This is a genomic window from Mesorhizobium sp. AR10, assembly GCF_024746795.1.
In the GTDB taxonomy this organism is placed as follows: Bacteria; Pseudomonadota; Alphaproteobacteria; order Rhizobiales; family Rhizobiaceae; genus Mesorhizobium.
In genome coordinates this window covers 3,404,680-3,424,261 of sequence record NZ_CP080524.1, presented here as the reverse complement: position 1 = coordinate 3,424,261, position 19,582 = coordinate 3,404,680, and the positions used below count along the sequence as shown (strand labels likewise).

At 66.1% G+C, this 19,582-nt stretch carries 18 protein-coding genes and 1 tRNA gene; 16 read left to right on the top strand and 3 right to left on the bottom strand.

Annotated elements, in window-relative coordinates; genetic code table 11:
* Positions 1-10 precede the first annotated feature (10 nt).
* The 5 genes from LHFGNBLO_RS20025 to LHFGNBLO_RS20005 are packed head-to-tail and all read left to right on the top strand — an operon-like array spanning position 11 to position 7,287.
* Complete coding sequence (locus LHFGNBLO_RS20025; RefSeq protein WP_258601000.1) at positions 11-3,670, top strand: cobaltochelatase subunit CobN; 3,660 nt, start codon at positions 11-13, stop codon at positions 3,668-3,670.
* A complete protein-coding gene (gene cobG / locus LHFGNBLO_RS20020) occupies positions 3,667-5,136 on the top strand; it encodes a precorrin-3B synthase (protein WP_258600998.1) in 1,470 nt (489 codons plus the stop codon). Before LHFGNBLO_RS20025 ends, cobG begins: the two co-directional genes overlap by 4 nt.
* Before the next feature lie 2 nt (positions 5,137-5,138).
* Complete coding sequence (locus LHFGNBLO_RS20015) at positions 5,139-5,771, top strand: precorrin-8X methylmutase (RefSeq protein ID WP_258600996.1); 633 nt, start codon at positions 5,139-5,141, stop codon at positions 5,769-5,771.
* Positions 5,768-6,526 carry a precorrin-2 C(20)-methyltransferase gene (locus LHFGNBLO_RS20010; RefSeq protein ID WP_258600994.1) on the top strand — a complete coding sequence of 253 codons (759 nt, stop codon included), beginning with the start codon at positions 5,768-5,770 and terminating at the stop codon, positions 6,524-6,526. Before LHFGNBLO_RS20015 ends, LHFGNBLO_RS20010 begins: the two co-directional genes overlap by 4 nt.
* Positions 6,523-7,287 carry a precorrin-3B C(17)-methyltransferase gene (locus LHFGNBLO_RS20005; protein ID WP_258600992.1) on the top strand — a complete coding sequence of 255 codons (765 nt, stop codon included), beginning with the start codon at positions 6,523-6,525 and terminating at the stop codon, positions 7,285-7,287. Before LHFGNBLO_RS20010 ends, LHFGNBLO_RS20005 begins: the two co-directional genes overlap by 4 nt.
* On the opposite strand, the gene LHFGNBLO_RS20000 is transcribed toward LHFGNBLO_RS20005, so the two are convergent.
* The gene (locus LHFGNBLO_RS20000; RefSeq protein WP_258600990.1) at positions 7,251-8,018 is read right to left on the bottom strand and encodes a cobalt-precorrin-6A reductase; all 768 of its coding nucleotides are present in this window, start codon (positions 8,016-8,018) and stop codon (positions 7,251-7,253) included. The genes LHFGNBLO_RS20005 and LHFGNBLO_RS20000 overlap by 37 nt on opposite strands.
* A 1-nt stretch (position 8,019) precedes the next feature.
* On the opposite strand from LHFGNBLO_RS20000, the gene cbiE reads away from it, so the two are divergent.
* From cbiE to LHFGNBLO_RS19960, 8 genes are all read left to right on the top strand, one after another.
* A complete protein-coding gene (gene cbiE / locus LHFGNBLO_RS19995) occupies positions 8,020-9,246 on the top strand; it encodes a precorrin-6y C5,15-methyltransferase (decarboxylating) subunit CbiE (RefSeq protein WP_258600989.1) in 1,227 nt (408 codons plus the stop codon).
* The gene (locus LHFGNBLO_RS19990) at positions 9,243-9,752 is read left to right on the top strand and encodes a cobalamin biosynthesis protein (protein WP_258600988.1); all 510 of its coding nucleotides are present in this window, start codon (positions 9,243-9,245) and stop codon (positions 9,750-9,752) included. Before cbiE ends, LHFGNBLO_RS19990 begins: the two co-directional genes overlap by 4 nt.
* Positions 9,749-10,513 carry a precorrin-4 C(11)-methyltransferase gene (cobM, locus tag LHFGNBLO_RS19985; RefSeq protein ID WP_258600987.1) on the top strand — a complete coding sequence of 255 codons (765 nt, stop codon included), beginning with the start codon at positions 9,749-9,751 and terminating at the stop codon, positions 10,511-10,513. Before LHFGNBLO_RS19990 ends, cobM begins: the two co-directional genes overlap by 4 nt.
* Complete coding sequence (cobA, locus tag LHFGNBLO_RS19980; RefSeq protein WP_258600986.1) at positions 10,510-11,328, top strand: uroporphyrinogen-III C-methyltransferase; 819 nt, start codon at positions 10,510-10,512, stop codon at positions 11,326-11,328. Before cobM ends, cobA begins: the two co-directional genes overlap by 4 nt.
* Positions 11,325-12,638 carry a cobyrinate a,c-diamide synthase gene (locus LHFGNBLO_RS19975; protein WP_258600985.1) on the top strand — a complete coding sequence of 438 codons (1,314 nt, stop codon included), beginning with the start codon at positions 11,325-11,327 and terminating at the stop codon, positions 12,636-12,638. Before cobA ends, LHFGNBLO_RS19975 begins: the two co-directional genes overlap by 4 nt.
* A complete protein-coding gene (gene cobS / locus LHFGNBLO_RS19970) occupies positions 12,635-13,402 on the top strand; it encodes an adenosylcobinamide-GDP ribazoletransferase (protein ID WP_258600984.1) in 768 nt (255 codons plus the stop codon). The genes LHFGNBLO_RS19975 and cobS overlap by 4 nt, the downstream gene beginning before the upstream one ends.
* Before the next feature lie 24 nt (positions 13,403-13,426).
* Entirely contained in the window at positions 13,427-14,437 is a 1,011-nt protein-coding gene (cobT, locus tag LHFGNBLO_RS19965) for a nicotinate-nucleotide--dimethylbenzimidazole phosphoribosyltransferase (protein ID WP_258600983.1), read from the top strand.
* 95 nt (positions 14,438-14,532) lie between these two features.
* Positions 14,533-14,919, top strand: coding sequence for a hypothetical protein (locus LHFGNBLO_RS19960; protein WP_258600981.1), 387 nt, complete (start codon positions 14,533-14,535; stop codon positions 14,917-14,919).
* A gap of 102 nt (positions 14,920-15,021) precedes the next feature.
* Here LHFGNBLO_RS19960 and LHFGNBLO_RS19955 read toward each other — a convergent pair.
* Together LHFGNBLO_RS19955 and LHFGNBLO_RS19950 are read right to left on the bottom strand one after the other, a co-directional pair.
* Positions 15,022-15,097 (bottom strand) — tRNA-Lys (locus LHFGNBLO_RS19955).
* A 106-nt stretch (positions 15,098-15,203) separates the two neighbouring features.
* Positions 15,204-16,109: a PhzF family phenazine biosynthesis protein gene (locus LHFGNBLO_RS19950; RefSeq protein WP_258600979.1), complete on the bottom strand. Its 906-nt coding sequence runs from the start codon at positions 16,107-16,109 to the stop codon at positions 15,204-15,206.
* A gap of 114 nt (positions 16,110-16,223) precedes the next feature.
* Between LHFGNBLO_RS19950 and LHFGNBLO_RS19945 the strand changes: the two genes are divergently transcribed.
* From LHFGNBLO_RS19945 to LHFGNBLO_RS19935, 3 genes are all read left to right on the top strand, one after another.
* Positions 16,224-17,519, top strand: a complete 1,296-nt coding sequence (locus tag LHFGNBLO_RS19945) for an efflux RND transporter periplasmic adaptor subunit (RefSeq protein WP_258600977.1) — start codon at positions 16,224-16,226, stop codon at positions 17,517-17,519.
* Between the two features lie 4 nt (positions 17,520-17,523).
* A complete protein-coding gene (locus LHFGNBLO_RS19940) occupies positions 17,524-18,228 on the top strand; it encodes an ABC transporter ATP-binding protein (protein ID WP_258600975.1) in 705 nt (234 codons plus the stop codon).
* A 124-nt stretch (positions 18,229-18,352) separates the two neighbouring features.
* Positions 18,353-19,570 carry an ABC transporter permease gene (locus LHFGNBLO_RS19935; protein ID WP_258600973.1) on the top strand — a complete coding sequence of 406 codons (1,218 nt, stop codon included), beginning with the start codon at positions 18,353-18,355 and terminating at the stop codon, positions 19,568-19,570.
* Positions 19,571-19,582: the final 12 nt, after the last annotated feature.

Genomic DNA, 19,582 nt, shown 5'->3' with positions numbered 1-19,582 from the left:
ACGAGCCGCGATGCACATCCTCACCACCACATCCGCCTCGCTCGACGATCTCGCCGAGCCTGTCGATCTCAGGCAGACGCCGGCGGATATCGTGGCGCTGTCCTTCACCGACAGCGATCTGGCCGGACTGGCTGCGGCGTGGAAAGCCGATGCGGCGCGCCTGCCCTCCATGCGGCTGGCAGCACTTCGCGATCTGCGCCATCCGATGTCCGTCGACCTCTGGATCGACAGCGTCGCCCAACACGCCAAGGTCATTCTCGTCCGCATCCTCGGCGGCTACGACTGGTGGCGCTATGGCTGCGACCAGCTCGCCGCGACCGCCCGTGCGCGCGGCATCAAACTGGCATTGCTGCCCGGCGAAAGCCACGACGAGGATCTGCGGCTGATCGAAGGCTCGACGCTGCCGCGCGACGAACTGGACGGCCTGCTCGACTATTTTCGCGAGGGCGGCCCGGCCAATATGACCGCGCTGGTCGCCCGTCTCGCAGGGTTGGCGGGACAGAATGCGGTTGTTGCCGAACCGGTCAGTGTGCCGAAAGCGGGCTACTACGAGCCGGGACGCGGCGTCGTGCCCCTCCCCCTTGAGGGGAGGGTCCGGCCGCAGGCTGGGGGTGGGGTCGCCTCCGACATGCGCCGACGCAAAGAGGCGCCGAGCACGTCCGCAATGACCCCACCCGGCCCTGCGGGCCACCCTCCCCTCAAGGGGGAGGGAGACGCCGCGCCAATCATTCCCATTCTCTTCTATCGCTCAATGCTGCTCGCCGCCGATGTCGCGCCGATCGACGCCCTTTTTGAAGCGCTGCGACAGCGCGGCATGGTCCCCGTGCCGATCTTCGTTTCCAGCCTGAAAGACCCGACCTCCCTCGCCTTCGTGGAAAACGCATTGGCCGCGCTGAAACCCGCCGCCATCATCACCGCGACCGCTTTCGCGTCCGGCGCCGAGCCCGGTGTCGAGACCTTGTTCGATCGCGCCGGCGTGCCGGTGTTCCAGGTCATCGTGGCCACGACCCGCCGCGATATCTGGCAAAACAACCAGCGCGGCCTCGCCCCCGCCGACCTTGCCATGCATGTCGTCCTGCCCGAGCTCGACGGCCGCATTCTGGCCGGCGCCATTTCCTTCAAGGGTGAGAGCGAAACCGACCCGGCGTTGGCCTTCCGCGCTTTCGCCAACCGGCCAGAGTCAGACCGCGTGGCGCAGGTGGCGAACCGCATCGAAGCCTTCATTCGGCTGCAGCAAGCGCCACGCGCGACGCGCAAGCTCGCGATCCTGATCCCCGACTATCCGAGCGCTCCCGGCCGCACCGGCTATGCCGTTGGCCTCGACGTGCCGTCCAGCGTGCTGGCCATGCTGAGCGACCTGAAGGAGCAGGGCTACGCCGTTGAGGGGATTCCGCAAACGCCGCGTGAATTGCTGGATGTGTTGGAGCGCAGCGGCGATGGGTTGGGGCTGGATGAGTTCCTCACCCTTTCGACGGAGCTACCGACAGCGGCAATCGCTGCGGTAGAGGCAGCTTGGGGAAAGGTGGAAGACGAGACGGGTTTGTGCGAGCCACCCCCCTCTGTCCTGCCGGACATCTCCCCCTCAAGGGGGGAGATTGGCAGTTCCGTTGCCGGCTCTCTTCCTCCAATGTTTGAGATTGGCGAAAGCGCAGATGACGGCTCAATCTCCCCCCTTGAGGGGGAGATGTCCGGCAGGACAGAGGGGGGCGCGACAGAACGCCAGCCTTCGCAGCCTGTTGGCCAAAAACACTTCCCCTTCCGTGCCGCCACCTTCGGCAACGTCACCGTAGCGCTCGCCCCAGATCGCGGCCGCTCAGCCGACCGCCGCGCCGACTATCACGACCCTACGCTCCCCCCGCGCCATGCGCTGATCGCTTTTGGCCTCTGGTTGCGCAAATCGCTGGGCATCCACGCCCTCATCCATGTCGGCGCCCACGGCACGCTGGAATGGTTGCCCGGCAAGACCGTGGCGCTCTCGGAAAACTGCTTTCCCGAGATCGTCACCGGTTCGCTGCCGGTCATCTACCCCTTCATCGTTTCCAACCCGGGCGAGGCAGCGCAGGCCAAGCGGCGCATCGCCGCTGTTACCCTCGGCCACCTGCCACCGCCGCTGACCAGCGCAGGGCTGGACGAGAACCAGCACAAGCTGGAGCGGCTGGTCGACGAATACGCGCAGGCCGACGGGCTCGACCGCCGCCGCCGCGACCGGCTGGCGAAGCTGATCGTCGAGACCGCGCAAAAGACCGGCCTCGCCTCCGAAGCCGGCGTTGCCACAGCCGACGCACCTGACGAAGCGCTGCGCCGCATCGACGCCTGGCTCTGCGACCTCAAGGACTTCGCCATCAAGGACGGCCTGCATATCTATGGCCGCTCGCCCGAGGGCGAGGTCGATCCGCTGCGCCAGCAAAGTGCGGCGACCGAGAAGGCAGCACTCTTCGCAGCCCTGGACGGCCGCCATGTCGCTGCCGGGCCTGCCGGCGCGCCGGCGCGCGGCCGACGCGATGTCCTGCCCACCGGCCGCAACCTGTTCACATCAGACCCGCGCACCATGCCGACGCCGACCGCCTATGATCTGGGCAAGGTGGCTGCGGAAGAAGTGGTGCGCAACTACATGCAATCGCATGGTGACTGGCCGCGCTCGCTGGTCATCGACCTCTGGGGCTCGGCCTCGCTACGCACCGGTGGCGAGGAGATCGCGCAAGGCCTGGCTCTGATGGGCTGCCGGCCGCAGTGGGATGGCGCCACTGGCCGCATCACCGGCATCGAAGTGCTGCCGCCGGCAGCGCTCGGCCGCCCGCGCGTCGATGTCACCTGGCGCATTTCCGGTCTGTTTCGCGACATGTTCCCGACCCAGATCGCGCTGATCGACGCTGCTGCCAACGCCGTCGCCACCCGCGACGAGGACGATTCGGAAAACCCGCTCGCGGCCAGGACCCGCGCGGAGGGAAAGATCAGCCCACGCATTTTCGGCACCTCGCCCGGCACCTATGGCGTCGGCGTCGAGGAATTGTTGTCGAGCGGCAACTGGGCCGCGCGCGAAGAGATCGGTCGCGCCTATCTCGACGCGACGTCACATGCCTATGGCGGCGCCGAGGGCGAAGGCATCTCAGCGCCCGGCGCCTTTGAAGGCCGCATCGCCGAAGCTGACCTTCTCGTTCATACCGGCGACGACCCCGGCCGCGACATTCTCGAAGGCTCCGCCGATGTTGCCTTCATCGGCGGGTTTTCGGCAGCGGTCGCGGCACTTGGCAAGAACGCAGACGTCATCGTGCTCGACACCACCGATCCGCAAAAGCCGAAGCCGCGCTCGGTTGGCGAGGCGGTGTCCCGGGTGGTGCGCGCCCGTGCGATCAATCCCCGCTTCATCGCCGGCCAGATGCGCCACGGCCCGCGCGGCGCCTCGGAATTCGCCGAGACGGTCGACCGTCTCGTCGGTTTTGCCGAAACCACCAACGCCATATCAGGCGTGCTGATCGAGGCCGTGCATGATGCCTATGTCGGCGATCCCGAGGTTCGCGCCTTCATCCTGCGCGAGAACCCGGCAGCGGCAAAGGTTATTGCCGAACGGTTCCAATCGGCGCGGCGGCGCGGCCTCTGGCACCCCTTGCGCAATTCGATCGACGACGATCTCGCCGCCCTGATCGTCGAAGCCCATGGGGTGGCGGCATGAACGCCTTCTCCCGCCGAGGCGCTTGCCCTGCTCTATCCGCGCCGATGCAGACCGGCGACGGCCTGCTGGTGCGGCTCAACCCTGTCGCTGGAGGACTTTCGCCAAAGTCGTTGATCGGACTCTGCGAATCCGCCTTGCGGCACGGCAACGGCATCATGGAAGTGACCGCGCGCGGCAACCTGCAGATCCGCGGCCTGACGGCGGCGAGCGCGCGGCTGCTGGCAGCGGAGGTCGATGCGCTTGGTATCGCGGTGCGCACCGGCGTGCCGGTCGAGACCGGCCGGCTGGCCGGCATCGATCCGGAAGAGATCGCTGACCCGCGCCCACTGGCGGAACACATTCGCGCAGCGATAGACGAAGCCGGGCTGACGCAGCGCCTCGGGCCGAAGGTTTCGGTTGTTATCGATGGCGGCGGGCAGCTGACCATGGACGCGGTGACGGCCGATGTCAGATTGAATGCGGTGCGGGCCGACGCGAGCATCCTGTGGACTGTATCTGTTGCCGGTGACAGCCAAAGCGCGAAGCCAGTTGCAACGGCCGATGAAAATGCAGCGCGCGACACCGCCGTTGCAGTGCTTAGAATGGTTGCCGAAAAAGGTCGCGAAGCCCATGCGAGGGATCTGACAGAGCGGCAGCTGAGATCACTCGCGGGCTGGCATTCCTTCGCGCCCCCCTCTGTCCTGCCGGACATCTCCCCCACTAGGGGGGAGATCGAACTCTCACCGCTGCCTTCGCCAATCCCCGACGCTGCCAAGGGAGCGCCGGCGCCGGAACTGCCAATCTCCCCACCCGTGGGGGAGATGTCCGGCAGGACAGAGGGGGGCGCGAAGGATCGCCAACCCATCGGTCTCTTCCCCTTGACTGGCGACGCTGCCGCCCTCGGCATCGGCCTGCCCTTCGGCAGCATGCCGGCGGGCAAGATTATTGACCTCACTCAACGTGCCCTCGCCCTCGGCGCGACCGAAATCCGGCTGGCGCCGGGCCGCGCCCTGCTCTTCCTTGCCCTGGCGCCAGCCGCCAGCCAATCCCTTCAGCACGCTGCCGCCACCCTTGGCTTCGTCACTAACGCCGCCGACCTGCGCACGCGCATCGCTGCTTGCCCCGGCACGCCGGCCTGCGCTTCCGGCCGGATCGCCACACGCGACATCGCCGAAACCATCGCGACAGACAATCGCGACATCTTCGATTCCTCCTTCACACTGCACATTTCCGGCTGCGCCAAGGGCTGCGCGCATCCCGGCCCGGCGCCCCTGACCTTGGTCGGCGGCGAAAACGGAGCCGGACTTGTCGTGAACGCGACGGCGAAAGCTCTTCCTGCCGGATACAGGCCGGGCTATGACGCCGCGCGCGGCATCAGCCGCATCGCAGCAGCGATCCGCGCAAGACGACATCCCGGCGAAACCACCGCTGCCTGCCTGGCAAGGCTTGGCGCGGTCGGCATAGCCGAGGCTTACCGACAGGAATGAGCATGGCCGCGTACGACTACATCCATGACGGCACGGCGATCTACGAGCGCTCCTTCGCCATCATCCGCGACGAGGCTGATCTCGCGCGCTTCTCCGAAGCCGAGGCCGATGTCGCCATCCGCATGATCCATGCCTGCGGTCAGGTCGAATCTGCCAGGCATTTTGTCTTTTCAAGCGATTTCGTCGCGGCCGCGCGCGCAGCACTCTCGGCCGGTGCGCCGATCTTCTGTGACGCGGAAATGGTCTCGCACGGCGTCACCCGCGCCCGTCTGCCGGCCGGCAACGAGGTGATCTGCACGCTGCGCGACTCGCGCACCGCCGAGATCGCCAAAGAGATCGGCAACACCCGCTCTGCCGCGGCCATCGACCTGTGGGGTGAGCGCATGGCCGGTTCGGTGGTCGCCATCGGCAACGCGCCAACCGCACTTTTCTATCTCCTGGAGAAACTGCGCGACGGCGCGCCGAAGCCGGCGGCGATCATCGGCATGCCGGTGGGCTTCGTCGGTGCAGCCGAGTCGAAGGATGCGCTGGCCGAGAATTCCTATGGCGTGCCCTATGCGATCGTGCGCGGCCGGTTGGGTGGCAGCGCCATGACCGCCGCGGCACTCAACGCATTGGCGAGGCCGGGCCTGTGAACGCGCTTGCAAAAGGGCGACTGGTCGGCGTCGGCACCGGTCCCGGCGACCCCGAGCTGCTGACGCTGAAGGCCGCGCGGGCATTGGCCGAAGCCGATGTGGTGGCCTATTTCGCCAAGCGCGGCAACAACAGCAACGCGCGGACCATCGTCGAAGCGCAATTCCGCCCCGGCCTGATCGAATTGCCGCTGCTCTATCCCGTGACCACCGAAATCGACAAGGATCACGACGACTACCGGTCGCAGATCACCAGCTTCTACGAGGAGTCGGCCGAAAAGGTCGCCGAGCATCTCGACGCCGGCAGGATGGTCGCCGTCCTGTCGGAAGGCGACCCGCTTTTCTACGGCTCCTACATGCATCTGCATGTCCGGCTGGCGCATCGCTTTCCGACCGAAGTCATTCCCGGCGTCACCGCCATGTCCGGCTGCTGGTCGGCGACCGGCCTGCCCATCGTCCAGGGCGACGACGTGCTGACCGTGCTCCCCGGCACGATGAGCGAATTCGAGCTGACGCGCCGGCTGGCCGACACCGACGCCGCCGTCATCATGAAGGTGGGCCGCAACCTGCCCAAGATCAGGCGGGCGCTGGAAGCGACAGGCAAGGCACAGCGCGCCGTCTATGTCGAACGCGGCACCATGCCGGGCAGCGTCTCGATGCGGCTTGCCGACAAGCAGGACGACAAGGCGCCCTATTTCGCCATCGTGCTGGTCGCCGGCTGGTCAGGCCGCCCGCCGATATCTGGAGGCGAAGCGTGAGCGGCCGTCTGACTGTCATTGGCCTTGGGCCTGGCAATGCCGATCAGGTCACGCCGGAAGCGAGCCGCGCTGTCGCCGAGGCAAAATTCTTCTACGGCTACAAACCCTATCTCGACCGGCTCGATCTGCGCCCGGACCAGACCCGCGTCGCCTCGGACAATCGCGAGGAACTTGCCCGGTCCAAGGATGCGCTGACAAAGGCTGCCGAAGGCCATGATGTCGCCGTGGTTTCCGGCGGCGACCCCGGCGTCTTCGCCATGGCCGCGGCCGTCTGCGAGGCGATCGAGGCTGGTCCCGCCGAATGGCGCAACGTCGATGTCGCCATGGTGCCCGGCATCACCGCCATGCTCGCTGTCGCCGCACGCATCGGCGCGCCGCTCGGCCATGATTTCTGCGCCATCTCGCTGTCCGACAACCTCAAGCCCTGGGAACTGATCGAACTGCGGCTGCTGGCGGCCGCGGGCGCCGGCTTCGTCATCGCGCTCTACAATCCGATCAGCAAGGCGCGCCCGTGGCAGCTCGGCCGAGCCTTCGAATGCCTGACGGCGATCCTGCCCGGCACCACGCCGGTCATCTTCGGTCGCGCCGCCGGCCGGCCCGACGAGCGCATCGAAGTTTTCCTGCTGGCGGATGTCGACGCGCAAAAAGCCGATATGGCGACCTGCATCATCATCGGCTCGCCGGAAACCAGGATCATCAAGCGCGGCGACAAGCCGGCGCTGGTCTACACGCCGCGTTCGTCCACGGGTCGGACAAAATGATCGACCATTGCAGCAAGCGCTTCGACAGTCTCGGCGGAGGGAACGTCCGGCAAGGCAGGCCTGCGGATCATGATGACATCAATACCCAAGGCTCGCGCCGCCGCGATCTTGCCATAGGTCGCCTCGCCGCCGCTGTTCTTGGACACGACGATATCGATGCGGTGGTGCCGAAGCAGGGCATGTTCGTCGGCTTCTGGGAATGGCCCACGCGCCAGCAGGTAGGTCGCATCGGGTACCGCCAGCCTCGGCTCGACCGGATCGACGCTGCGGATGAGATAATGATGCTGGGGTGCAGCTTCGAAGGCGGAGACCTCTTGCCGGCCGAGCGCCAGGAAGACACGGCGTGGCGCCGATCCCAAGGCCTTCGCAGCATCGGCAACGGTGTCAACCGACGTCCAGCGGTCGCCGCCAACAAGTTCCCAGCCGGGACGCCGCAGGGCAACAATCGGTGCACCGATCTTCAGCGCCGCTTCCGCGGCATTGGCAGAGATTTGCGCCGCATAGGGATGCGTGGCGTCGATCAGCAGGTCGATGCGCATGTCGTTGAGATAGGCTGCCAGCCCATCGGCGCCGCCGAAGCCACCAACTCTTGTCGGCACGTTCTGTGCAACCGGGTTTTCGGTGCGACCGGCCAGCGACAGCGTGATGGAGAGATCGGCGCGCGCGGCGAGCTTTCCTGCCAGTTGCCGGGCTTCGGTGGTTCCGCCAAGGATCAGAATGCGGTGGGTCATCATGCCTGCTGAAGGTCAATCGCTCGCCTGGCTCACCGTCATCGGCATCGGCGAGGACGGTGTAGCGGGTCTCGGCGACGAGGCCAAGCGGCTGATCGCGGGGGCTGAATACATCTTTGGCGGCAAACGCCACCTTGCCCTTGTTGCATCGCTTGCCAAAGGCGAAGCACGGCCATGGCCGACCCCTTTTGATGCCGAGATGCGCGACGTGCTGGCGCTCGCTGGCAAGAAGATTTGCGTGATGGCTTCCGGTGATCCGTTCTTCCACGGTGTCGGCGTCACCCTCGCCCGCAAGGTTGCGGCGCAGGACATGCGTGTCATCCCTGCCCCTTCGGCCATTTCGCTGGCCGCATCCCGCCTCGGCTGGCCGCTGCAGGATATCGAGATCATCTCGCTGCATGGCCGGCCGGTCGACCTCATCCGGCCGCTGCTGCATCCGGGCACCCGCATCCTCGCCCTGACATCGGATGCCGAAGCACCGGCGGCGATCGCCCGGCTGCTCACCGAACTCGACTTCGGCGCCTCACGGCTGACCGTGCTGGAGGCGCTGGGCGGGCCGAACGAAAAGTTGCAGACGGCCCGCGCTGATGCCTTCGACCTCGCAAACGTCAATCCGCTCAACGTGCTGGCCATCGAAATTGAATCAACGCCGCAAGCGCGAATCCTGCCGCTGACATCAGGTCTTGCCGATCATCTGTTCGACCATGACGGCCAGATCACCAAGCGCGAGGTGCGCGCCATCACGCTGTCGGCGCTTGCACCCAGGCGCGGCGAGTTGCTTTGGGACATCGGCGCCGGCTCGGGTTCGGTCGGTATCGAATGGATGCTGTCCCATCCGTCGACGCGCGCCATCGCCATCGAGGCCGATCCGATCCGTGCCGCTCGTATTGGCCGCAACGCTTCGCATTGTGGCGTGCCCGGCCTCGTCGTGGTCGAAGGCTCGGCACCGAAGGCGCTCGCCAGGCTGGAGACGCCTGATGCGATCTTCATCGGCGGTGGCGGCAGCGATGCCGGCGTGTTGAATGCTGCCGTCAAGGCCCTGCGCGCCGGCGGCCGGCTGGTCGCCAATGCGGTGACGCTGGAGATGGAAGCGCTGCTTCTCGCCCGCCACACCTCGCTCGGCGGCGATCTCACCCGCATCGCGCTGTCGCGCGTGTCTCCCGTCGGCTCGATGCAGGCCTGGCGACCGGCCATGCCGGTCACCCAGTGGAGCTGGGTAAAGCCATGATGGTCGCTGGTATCGGCAGCCGCAAAGGCGTCAGCGCAAGCGAGGTGCTCGCAGCGATAGAAGCGGCGCTGGAAGCGCATGGGCTAGCGATGACTGCTCTGTCTGCCCTGGCTACGACCGAGTTCAAACGCGGCGAAGAGGCGATTTTTGCTGCCGGTCGCGAACTCGGCCTCCCGGTGATAGTAGTTGATGTCGCTGGCTCCGAACCGTCGCCCCCCCTCACCCGGCCTCCGCTTCGCTCGACCGACCTCTCCCCGAGGGGAGAGGAGATTGCCGGCGCCGGCGCCAGCCTCTTCTCCCCAGCGGGGAGAAGGTGGCCCGAAGGGCCGGATGAGGGGGTCGCTTTGCTCAGCCATTCCGATCTGTCGCAGGATCTGGCTGGCACGCCATCGGTTTCCGAAGCATCCGCCCTCGCCGTCGCCGGCAAAGGCGCTAGGCTGCTCGGGCCGCGCACCGTGCTCGGCCCTGTCACTTGCGCCATCGCCATCAGTGGAGATGTGGCATGACCGTTCATTTCATTGGCGCTGGACCGGGTGCTGCCGACCTCATCACCTTGCGCGGCAGCAAGCTGCTGGCAAGCTGCCCGGTCTGCCTCTACGCCGGCTCGATCGTCGCGCCCGAGCTTTTGCAGCACTGCGCGCCGGGCACAAAGCTGATCGACACCGCGCCGATGTCGCTCGACGAGATCGAGGCCGAATATGTTGCGGCCCACAAGGACGGCCACGATGTGTCGCGCCTACACTCCGGCGACCTGTCGGTGTGGAGCGCCGTTGCCGAGCAGATCCGCCGGCTGGAAAAGCACGGCATCCCCTACACGTTGACGCCGGGCGTGCCCTCCTTTGCCGCCGCTGCCGCGGCGTTGCGCCGCGAACTCACCATTCCCGAAGTCGCGCAGAGCCTGGTGCTGACCCGCATCTCCGGCCGCGCGTCAAAGATGCCGCCCGGCGAGACGCTGGCCGGCTTCGGCCGCACCGGCGCGACTCTCGCTATCCACCTTGCCATCCATGCCATCGACCGCGTCGTGACCGAGTTGACGCCGTTCTATGGCGCCGATTGCCCGGTGGCGGTCGTCTTCCGCGCCTCCTGGCCGGACGAACGCGTGCTGACCGGCACGCTGGCGACGATCGAAATGCTGCTCGCTGCCGACCCGATGGAACGCACGGCGATCATCTTCGTCGGCCGTTCGCTGGCGGCGGAAGGTTTTGGCGAGAGTTCACTTTACGACGCCCACTACCAGCGGCGTTTTCGCGGACGGGACGGATTGTGAGCGGCAGCGCCAAACAGAAGAACGGAAACGGCACGGTCGAGCAGGCGCTCGCGCGGCTGAACTTCAAGCCGCGTTCGCTGGAACCGGGTCATGTCTGGCTGGCCGGTGCCGGTCCCGGCGATCCCGGCTGCCTGACGCTGGAAGTGCTGGCCGCACTCGGGCAGTGCGATGCCCTCGTCTACGACGCGCTGGTCTCTGCCGATGTCGTTGCCGTCGCCGAAGGTGCCGAACTGTTCTTTGCCGGCAAGCGCGGCGGCCAGCCGTCGATGAAGCAGGACGACATCACCACTTTGCTGGTGCGGCTGGCGCGCGAGGGCCGCCGTGTCATCAGGCTGAAAGGCGGCGATCCCTATATTTTCGGCCGCGGCGGCGAAGAGGCGCTGGCGCTCGCGCGGGAAGGCATCCCGTTCCGCGTCCTGCCTGGCCTCACCTCAGGCCTGAGCGCGCTTGCCGCCACCGGCATCCCGGCAACGATGCGCGGCATCAACAAGGCGGTGATCCTGGCCACCGGCCACGCCGCCGGCACCGACGACGATCTGGATTGGGCGGCCATCGCCCGCACCGGCCAGCCGGTCGTGATCTACATGGGCATGGCCAATCTGCCGGTTATCGCCGCATCACTGCTCAAGGGCGGGCTGGCGCCTTCGACGCCAGCCGCGGTGATCGTCGCCGCGACGACGCCACAGGAGCGCATTGTCGTCGCCACGCTCGCCACCATATCAGAGGAAGCGGCCGCGGCCGGGCTGACCGCACCGGCGCTGATCGTCGTCGGCGGCATCGTTGCCATGCGCGCGGCACTGGCGGGCGAACCATGACCCGCGCCATCATCATCGGCGCGCCGCGCTCCGGCTCGGGCAAGACCAGCGTCACCATCGGCATTCTGCGCGCGCTGGCCCGGCGAGGCCTGAAAGTGCGTGGTGCGAAATCCGGCCCCGACTATATCGACCCCGGTTTCCACACCGCCGCCACCGGTCTGTCGGGTGTCAATCTCGACAGCTGGGCAATGCCGCCTGCCTTGCTCAACGCGCTGGCTGGCGAGGCAACTGAGGATGCCGACTTCATCTTCCTCGAAAGCGCCATGGGCCTGTTCGACGGCATTCCCGCTGCTCCGGGTCGCACCGGATCGGCCGCCGATCTTGCCCGGCTCTACGGTCTGCCGGTGCTGCTGGTGCTCGACGTCTCTGGACAGTCGACCACCGCTGCGGCCGTTGCCAAGGGTTTTGCTACCTACGATCCCGATGTGCGCATGGCCGGCGTCGTGCTCAACCGGCTGGGCAGCGAACGCCACCGCCGGCTCTGCAGCGACGCCATCGAGGCGCTCGGCCTGCCGGTCGTCGGCGCCATATTGCGTGATCCCTCGCTGAACTTGCCGGAGCGCCATCTCGGCCTTGTCCAGGCAGGCGAGTACGAGAATTTGATGGCCCATCTCGACCGGCTGGCCGACATGGTGGAAAAGTCGCTCGACCTCGACGCCATCATGGCGCTGGCGGCTCCATTCTCGCCGGCATCAGGCAATTTCGGCGACGCGCTCCTGCCACCCGGCCAGCGCATCGCCTTGGCCGAAGACGCCGCCTTCACCTTCCTCTATCCGCATGTCGCCGCACATTGGCGCAAGGCCGGCGCCGAGATCGTCCCTTTCTCGCCACTGGCCGACGAAGCGCCGGCCGAGGGCTGCGATGTCTGCTGGCTGCCCGGCGGCTATCCGGAGCTTCACGCCGGCCGCCTCGCCGCCGCTGCAACCTTCCGCGCAGGCATGGCAAGGTTCGCCGCGACCAAGCCGGTGCATGGCGAGTGCGGCGGCTTCATGGTGCTGGGCGAGGCGCTGGAAGATGCATCGGGCGAGACGCACAGGATGCTCGGCATGCTCGGTCACTCGACCAGTTTTGCCAAGCGAAAGATGAACCTCGGTTACCGCGAGGCGCGGTTGCGCGCCGATTGTCCACTCGGGACCCAGGGCGCGCTGATCCGCGGCCACGAATTCCACTATGCGCAGATGACAGCGACCGGCAATGACGAGCCGCTGGCCGACCTCGCCGACGGACAAGGCAACCCGCTTGGCGCTTCCGGCTACCGGCGCGGCAATGTCAGCGGCACCTTCTTCCATGCCATTGCGAGGAGCGCATGAACGCCATCCCCTCGCCCCGGCAAGCCCTCGACGACATCGCTCTTTGCCTCGTCTTCTTCACCCGGCTGCCATTGCCGGTCTTCGACTTTCGCGGCCGCAGCCTTGCCGCCGCGATCTGGGCCGCGCCCGTTGCAGGCCTCGTCGTCGCGGTCATTGGCGCATTTGGCTACGCGGTCGGGAGCTGGCTCGGCCTCGCTGATGGCCCGGCCGCGGCCCTTGCCCTTGCCGCGATCATGATCGCCACCGGCTGCCTGCATGAAGACGGGCTTTCGGATGTCGCCGACGGTTTTGGCGGCGGCAAGACGCGCGACAGGAAACTCGAGATCATGCGCGACAGCCGCATCGGCGCCTATGGCGCCTGCGCGCTCGGTCTCTCGCTGCTGGTCCGCTGGAGCGTGCTCTCGGAATTCGCCGGCCCCGCGCATGTCCTCTTTGCTCTCATTGCCGCGCATGCCGCCTCGCGCGGGCTGCTCGGCGCCTTCATGCATATCCTGCCGCCGGCTCGCGGCGATGGCCTCTCGGCCGGGGCAGGCACGGTCTCCACAGAGACCGCTGGCATCGGTATCGCGCTCGGCGCCTTCGCGCTGCTGATGCTTGGTTCCGGCGGCGCCTTTGTCGCGCTGATCCTGCTCGGCCTGCTGTTTTTCGCCTTCCGCGCGCTGTGCCGCAACCAGATCGGTGGCCAGACGGGCGATACCGTCGGCGCGCTGCAGCAACTCGGCGAGATCGCAGTCCTGCTCGCCGCTTCCGTTTCCCTTTCCTGACTCTCTTTCGGAGAACTCTTTCCCATGCCCTTCACATCGCTTGACGAACTGCGCGCCGCTTGCCTCGACCTGCCCGCGGGTAGCGATGCCGCGGCCAATGCCGTCGCCCGCCGCCAAGATACGCTGACAAAGCCGCAAGGCAGCCTTGGCCGGTTGGAGACCATCGCCGCCTGGCTGGCCCGCTGGCAGGGCCGCGACATGCCGAAGCTCGACCGCGTCAAAGTCTTCGTCTTCGCCGGCAACCACGGCGTCACCGCACAGGGCGTGTCGGCTTTCCCGTCGGAAGTCACGGTGCAGATGGTGGCGAATTTCGCCGGCGGCGGTGCCGCCATCAACCAGCTCGCCCGCATCGCCGGCGCCGAACTCGATGTCATCGCGCTCGACCTCGACCAGCCGACCGGCGACTTCACGCAACAACCGGCGATGGACGACAGGGCCTTCCTAGCCGCCGTCTCGGCCGGCTATGACGCGGTGACCAGGGATATCGACCTCATCTGCTTCGGCGAAATGGGCATCGGCAACACCACCCCTGCCGCCGCCATTTCGGCTGCCCTGTTCGGCGGCGGCGCGGAAAAATGGACTGGGCGCGGTACCGGCGTCGACGATGCCGGCCTCAAGCGCAAGGTCACGGCCATCGAGGCCGGCCTCAAGCGCCATGCTGCCGCCCTTGCCGACCCGCTGGGCATCGCCGCCGCGCTTGGCGGACGCGAACTCGCCGCTATCTTCGGCGCGACACTCGCCGCTCGCCGCCTGGGTGTGCCGGTGCTGCTCGACGGCTTCGTCTGTACCGCCGCAGCTGCACCACTGGCGAAGCTGCATCCGACGGGTCTTGCTCACACCATCGCCGCCCACGTCTCGGCCGAATCGGGCCATCGTGGCCTGCTCGAGGCCCTTGAGCTGCCACCCCTGCTCGATCTCGGCATGCGGCTCGGCGAAGGCTCCGGCGCCTGCCTCGCCGTCAACATCGTCCGCTCGGCGCTCGAATGCCACGCCCGCATGGCGAGTTTTGCGGAGGCTGGCGTGTCGGAGAAGTAGAAGAGCCCCTAAACACTTTTGCTTTGTTGAACTAAAGAAGTAACGCCATCTTTATCTCTATGCGAGACAGTGATCCTCTCGCATGGAGATCAATGATGTATTTTAAGAAGCTAATATTCGCCGTTCTGCTTTGTGGCATGGCCGCGCCTGCATTCTCCCAGGATTTCGATGTCTCAGGCCGCCGTCGTCCCGGCGAGGACGGGACCGTCAGGATCCAGTCGAGCCTCTCGATAAGCGTTCCTGTCAAGGAAGGCGACGACATGGCCATCCAACAGGAAACAGCGCTACGTTCCTTCTACAAGCTCGTGGCCGGCAGTTGTGCGATGGTGATTGAGACCATCGCCGACAGCTGTGAGATCACCAATGTCACGACTAACGTCAACTCGAAGGATCGCGGCGTGAACGGACCCCAGATCGGGGTGACCGGCCAGATCACCATGAAGGTCAAGTTCAAGGCCAGTCTGAGCAAGACCGCGCCATAGGCGGCAGCCTGAAATCCCCACACCGGGCGTGAGACGGGCAAACCCGGTCTCACAGTCTCGCCCTCGTTCCAGGGTCTCTTTCCACCAAGTCTTTGAAGAATTTGGTGGGTGCGCACAGGATTGAACTGTGGACCCGCTGATTAAGAGTCAGCTGCTCTACCAACTGAGCTACGCACCCACTCGACCGGTAAAACCGGCGTCGGCGGGCATATAGCCGCCGATACCAGTCATGTCCAGCCCTGCAGGAATCATTTCCCGACAAATCGCCTAACCGCTGCACACGGTCAGACGAACAGCTTGCCTTCCGCCACCTTGATGGCGTGACCGCCGATGCGGGCGGACGCCAGTTTTCCGCCTTCGACATTCAGTTCGAGCCGAATGCGTGACGGCCGGCCCATCTCCAGTCCCTGCTCGATCCACAGCTGCGAAATGCCATCCGTCGGGCCATCGAAATGCATGATGGCGCCGGCGAAGGCCGCCGCCGCCGAGCCGGTTGCCGGGTCTTCGTAGGAAGGAGTGCCGGGGACGATCATGCGCACATGGAACGCGCTGTCATGGTTCACCGTGTCGCGGCAATAGACATAGGGGCTGGCGAAGGCCCATTCGCTCTTGCGCGTCGCAAGTTCGGACCACGCCTGGTTGTCCAGCCTGATCCGCGCCGCCGCTTCGAGGTTGGCGACGGGAATGGTCACATAAGGCACGCCGGCCGACCAGAACGAGACGCGGTGGTTCTCGAAGCCGATCTCATGCGGCGCCAAGCCAAGTGCCGCGCCGATCGCCTCCGGGTCGGCGGACAACTCCAATGGCTCCGGCAGTTTGGCCAGGTCGAACTCGGCGAAGGTATTGCCGTCGTGCTTGCTGACGGCGCAGCGCACCGGCCCGATGTTCTCCTCCAGCACGAAGATGCCGGCGCCGTCGCCAGCCAGTTCGGCGAGCGCAATCGCGGCGCCGACAGTTGGATGACCGGCGAACGGCATTTCATAGTCGGGCGTGAAGATGCGAATGCGGTTTCGGTGCTTGGGATTGTCCGGCGGCAGCACGAAGACCGATTCGGAGAGGTTGAACTCGCGCGCGATGGACTGCATCGCAGCCGTGTCCAGCCCCTTGCTGTCCAGCACCACGGCAAGCGGATTGCCGGCCAGCCGCTCGGTCGTAAACACATCGTAAAGCAAGTAATTCCGGGTCAGCATCGTAGAAAGCCTTCTGCCTCAATCCCAACATGTGCGAAATTTAATTTGATATTTGAACCAGTAAGCCTGATGTGTGCACTCATAGGGACATCATACGCTTTATAGGGGTCCGGCGTGGACCAGATTGTCAATCTGCCAAAGACGGAATCGGATTCCGCCATCGAGACTGCGCTCGGCCTTGACCACAAAGGGCGGCGCAAGAACCGTCGCCGTGGCTGGCTCTATGGCCTGCTCGCGCTGATCGTGATCGCGGCAAGCCTCGCCGGCTACCAATGGTATGCCGGATCTCCCGTCAAGATCGACTATACGACGGTGCCGGCCGCCATTGCCGATCTCACCGTCGCGGTGTCGGCGACCGGCACGCTTCAGCCCCTTACCCAGGTCGACATTTCCAGCCAGCTGTCCGGCGTGGTCCGCTCGGTCTCGGTCGAGGAGAACCAGCAAGTCAAGAAGGGCGATGTGCTGGCAGCGCTCGACACCACCAAACTCGAGGTCCAGATCGAGCGCGCCCAGGCCTCCGCCAAGGCAGCGGCGGCGAACGTCGAGGACGCCTCTGTAACGTTGAAGGAGAACGAAAGCGCGCTCGTACGCGCCGCCGAGCTCACCAAGCGCGGCATGGCGACCGACCAGTCGCTCGAAGCCGCCACCGCGACGCGCGACCGCTCCAAGGCGGCGCTCGACAGCGCCGAGGCCAATCTGGCCATCGCCAATGCCGATCTGAAATCACAGCAGACCGACCTTGCCAACAGCACCATCTATGCCCCCATCGACGGCATCGTGCTGACGCGTTCGGTCGATCCCGGCCAGACGGTCGCCTCCTCGCTGCAGGCCCCGGTGCTGTTCATCATCGCCGCCGATCTCAGAAACATGGAATTGGTGGCGGCAGTCGACGAGGCCGACATTGGCGCGGTCAAATCCGGCCAGCATGCCCGCTTCACCGTCGATGCCTTTCCGGAGCGGCCGTTCGACGCCGAGATCCGCGACATTTCCTACGCGTCAGTCACAACTGACGGCGTCGTTACCTACAATGCGCGGCTCGAGGTCAACAACAACCAGCTTCTGTTGCGGCCCGGCATGACCGCCACCGTTTCGGTCGTCACCAGGCAGGCCAAGGGCGTGCTCACCGTGCCGTCCACCGCGTTCCGCTACCGGCCGGCGGCATCCACCGCCCGCGCGTGGAGCCTCAGCGATCTGTTCACCGGCCGCATAGGGCGTCCAGGCGGCAATCGCCCGCGCCAGCAGGTGACGCCGCCGCCCACGGATGGGTCGCGCACGCTCTATGTCTTGCAGAACGGGCGGCCCCGTCCGGTCAACGTCAAGATCGGCTCCACCGATGGCGAACTGACCGAGATTACTTCCGGCCTGGATGAAGGCGCTCAAATCATCACCGCGTCGCAGCAGCGGAGCTGACGTCATGTCGGGCTCCGTGCTCATCAGCTTCGACAAGGTCTGGAAAACCTATGGCCAGGGCGAAGCCAAGGTCCATGCGCTGGCCGGTGTCGACCTGGCCATCCGGCGCGGCGAGTTCGTCGCCATCATGGGGCCGTCCGGCTCCGGCAAGTCGACAGCGATGAACATCATCGGCTGCCTCGACACGCCGACGGCCGGAACCTACTCCTTCATGGGCATCGACGCCGGCCGGCTCGACCGCAACCGCCGCGCCCAGTTGCGCAACCTCTATGTCGGCTTCGTCTTCCAGGGCTACAATCTGCTGCCGCGCACCACGGCGGCGGAAAATGTCGAACTGCCGCTGATCTATCGCGGCGTCGCTGCCCGCGAACGCCGCGATCTCGCCATGAAGGCGCTGGCCGAGGTCGGCCTTGTCGGCCGCGAGCACCATACACCGGCTGAACTTTCCGGTGGCCAGCAGCAGCGCGTGGCGATCGCGCGCGCCATCGTCACCAGGCCGACGCTGCTCGTCGCCGACGAGCCGACCGGCAATCTCGACACCGCCCGCACGCATGAAATCATGGAACTGCTGACGCGGCTCAACACCGAGCTTGGCCTGACCGTTGCCATGGTCACGCACGAGGCCGACGTCGCCGGCTATGCCGAGCGCACGATCCGCTTCCTCGACGGCCACGTCGCCTCCGATTCCAAGAATTTCGAGGTGGCTTAACCATGATCCCGAACCAAAGGACCGCGTCAGCGAAAAGTGGAATCCGGTTTTCTGAAAAGATCATGGCCAAACAAGTAGATAGAGCCCCATCCCGGCTCTGTCGGGATGGATCGGGGTCTATATCATGATCTGGGAAACCGTCCGCCTCTCGCTCATCTCCATCCGTCGCAATGTGCTGCGCTCGTTCCTGACACTGCTCGGCATCGTCATCGGCGTCGCCGCCGTCATCGCCATGCTGACCATCGGCTCCGGCACCACCGAAAAGGTCAAGGCCGACATCGCCAAGCTCGGCAGCAATTTGCTCGTCGTCCGTTCCGGCCGCCCGGCGGGCCCCGGCGGACCGGGAGGGCTCGACCAGATCGTCCGGCCGCTGGCCGAAAAGGACGTTGCGGCGCTGGTCGCGCATCTGACCGGCGCGCGCGCCATTTCGCCGGCCTCGCAAAAGCAGGTGCGCGTTATCTTCGGCACCGAAAGCCTGACTTCCGGAATCACCGGCACCGACAGCGCCTATCTCGATGCACGCGACTGGAAGCTCGTCTCGGGGCGCCCGTTCAGCGATTCGGAAACCCGTTCGGGCACCGGTGTGTGCCTGATCGGCGAAACGGTGCGCCAACAATTCTTCGGCGCTGGCGACCCCGAAGGCGAGATCATCCGCGTCAACCGCACCTCGTGCAAGATCATCGGCCTGCTCGAGCCGAAGGGCTATACCGGCTTCGGTCAGGACCAGGACAATGTCGTGCTGATGCCGCTCGCCGCCTACCAGCGCCGCATCGCCGGCAACCGCGACATCGACAGCATCTACGTCGCCGCCGATGACCGGACGCCGACCAGCGAGCTGCAGCCGCGTGTCGAGGACATCTTGCGCGACACGCGCCGTATCACGCCCGACCGCGAGGATGATTTCTCGATCCGCGACATGACCCAGATCGCCGATGCCATGGCCAGCGCCACCACCACCATGACCGGCATGCTGGGCGCGGTGGCCGGTGTCAGCCTGCTGGTCGGCGGCATCGGCATCATGAACATCATGCTGGTGTCGGTCACCGAGCGCACCCGCGAGATCGGCATCAGGCTCGCCATCGGCGCGCATGAAAAGCACATCCTCATCCAGTTCCTGGTCGAGGCGACGGTGCTGTCGCTGCTGGGCGGAATCATCGGCATCCTGATCGGCCTGGCGCTCGCCGGCCTTGCCTCGCTGACGCTGGCCATCCCCTTCGCGCCGAGCCCGGCTGTGATCCTGCTCGCCGTCGGCTTTTCCGCGCTGATCGGCATGGTGTTCGGCTTCTTCCCGGCGCTGCGCGGCGCGCGGCTCGATCCGATAGACGCGCTGAGGCACGAGTGAAATCGAACAAGG

Bases quoted from the DNA above. Each gene is read 5' to 3' on its own strand.
- cobT (WP_258600983.1), top strand. From the start codon at position 13,427: ATGCCCTTCACATCGCTTGACGAACTGCGCGCCGCTTGCCTCGACCTG.
- LHFGNBLO_RS19990 (WP_258600988.1), top strand. From the start codon at position 9,243: ATGATGGTCGCTGGTATCGGCAGCCGCAAAGGCGTCAGCGCAAGCGAG.
- LHFGNBLO_RS19950 (WP_258600979.1), bottom strand. From the start codon at position 16,109: ATGCTGACCCGGAATTACTTGCTTTACGATGTGTTTACGACCGAGCGG.
- cobG (WP_258600998.1), top strand. From the start codon at position 3,667: ATGAACGCCTTCTCCCGCCGAGGCGCTTGCCCTGCTCTATCCGCGCCG.
- LHFGNBLO_RS20015 (WP_258600996.1), top strand. From the start codon at position 5,139: ATGGCCGCGTACGACTACATCCATGACGGCACGGCGATCTACGAGCGC.
- LHFGNBLO_RS19940 (WP_258600975.1), top strand. From the start codon at position 17,524: ATGTCGGGCTCCGTGCTCATCAGCTTCGACAAGGTCTGGAAAACCTAT.
- cobM (WP_258600987.1), top strand. From the start codon at position 9,749: ATGACCGTTCATTTCATTGGCGCTGGACCGGGTGCTGCCGACCTCATC.
- LHFGNBLO_RS19975 (WP_258600985.1), top strand. From the start codon at position 11,325: ATGACCCGCGCCATCATCATCGGCGCGCCGCGCTCCGGCTCGGGCAAG.
- cbiE (WP_258600989.1), top strand. From the start codon at position 8,020: ATGCCTGCTGAAGGTCAATCGCTCGCCTGGCTCACCGTCATCGGCATC.
- LHFGNBLO_RS20025 (WP_258601000.1), top strand. From the start codon at position 11: ATGCACATCCTCACCACCACATCCGCCTCGCTCGACGATCTCGCCGAG.
- LHFGNBLO_RS20000 (WP_258600990.1), bottom strand. From the start codon at position 8,018: ATGACCCACCGCATTCTGATCCTTGGCGGAACCACCGAAGCCCGGCAA.
- cobS (WP_258600984.1), top strand. From the start codon at position 12,635: ATGAACGCCATCCCCTCGCCCCGGCAAGCCCTCGACGACATCGCTCTT.
- LHFGNBLO_RS19960 (WP_258600981.1), top strand. From the start codon at position 14,533: ATGTATTTTAAGAAGCTAATATTCGCCGTTCTGCTTTGTGGCATGGCC.
- LHFGNBLO_RS19935 (WP_258600973.1), top strand. From the start codon at position 18,353: ATGATCTGGGAAACCGTCCGCCTCTCGCTCATCTCCATCCGTCGCAAT.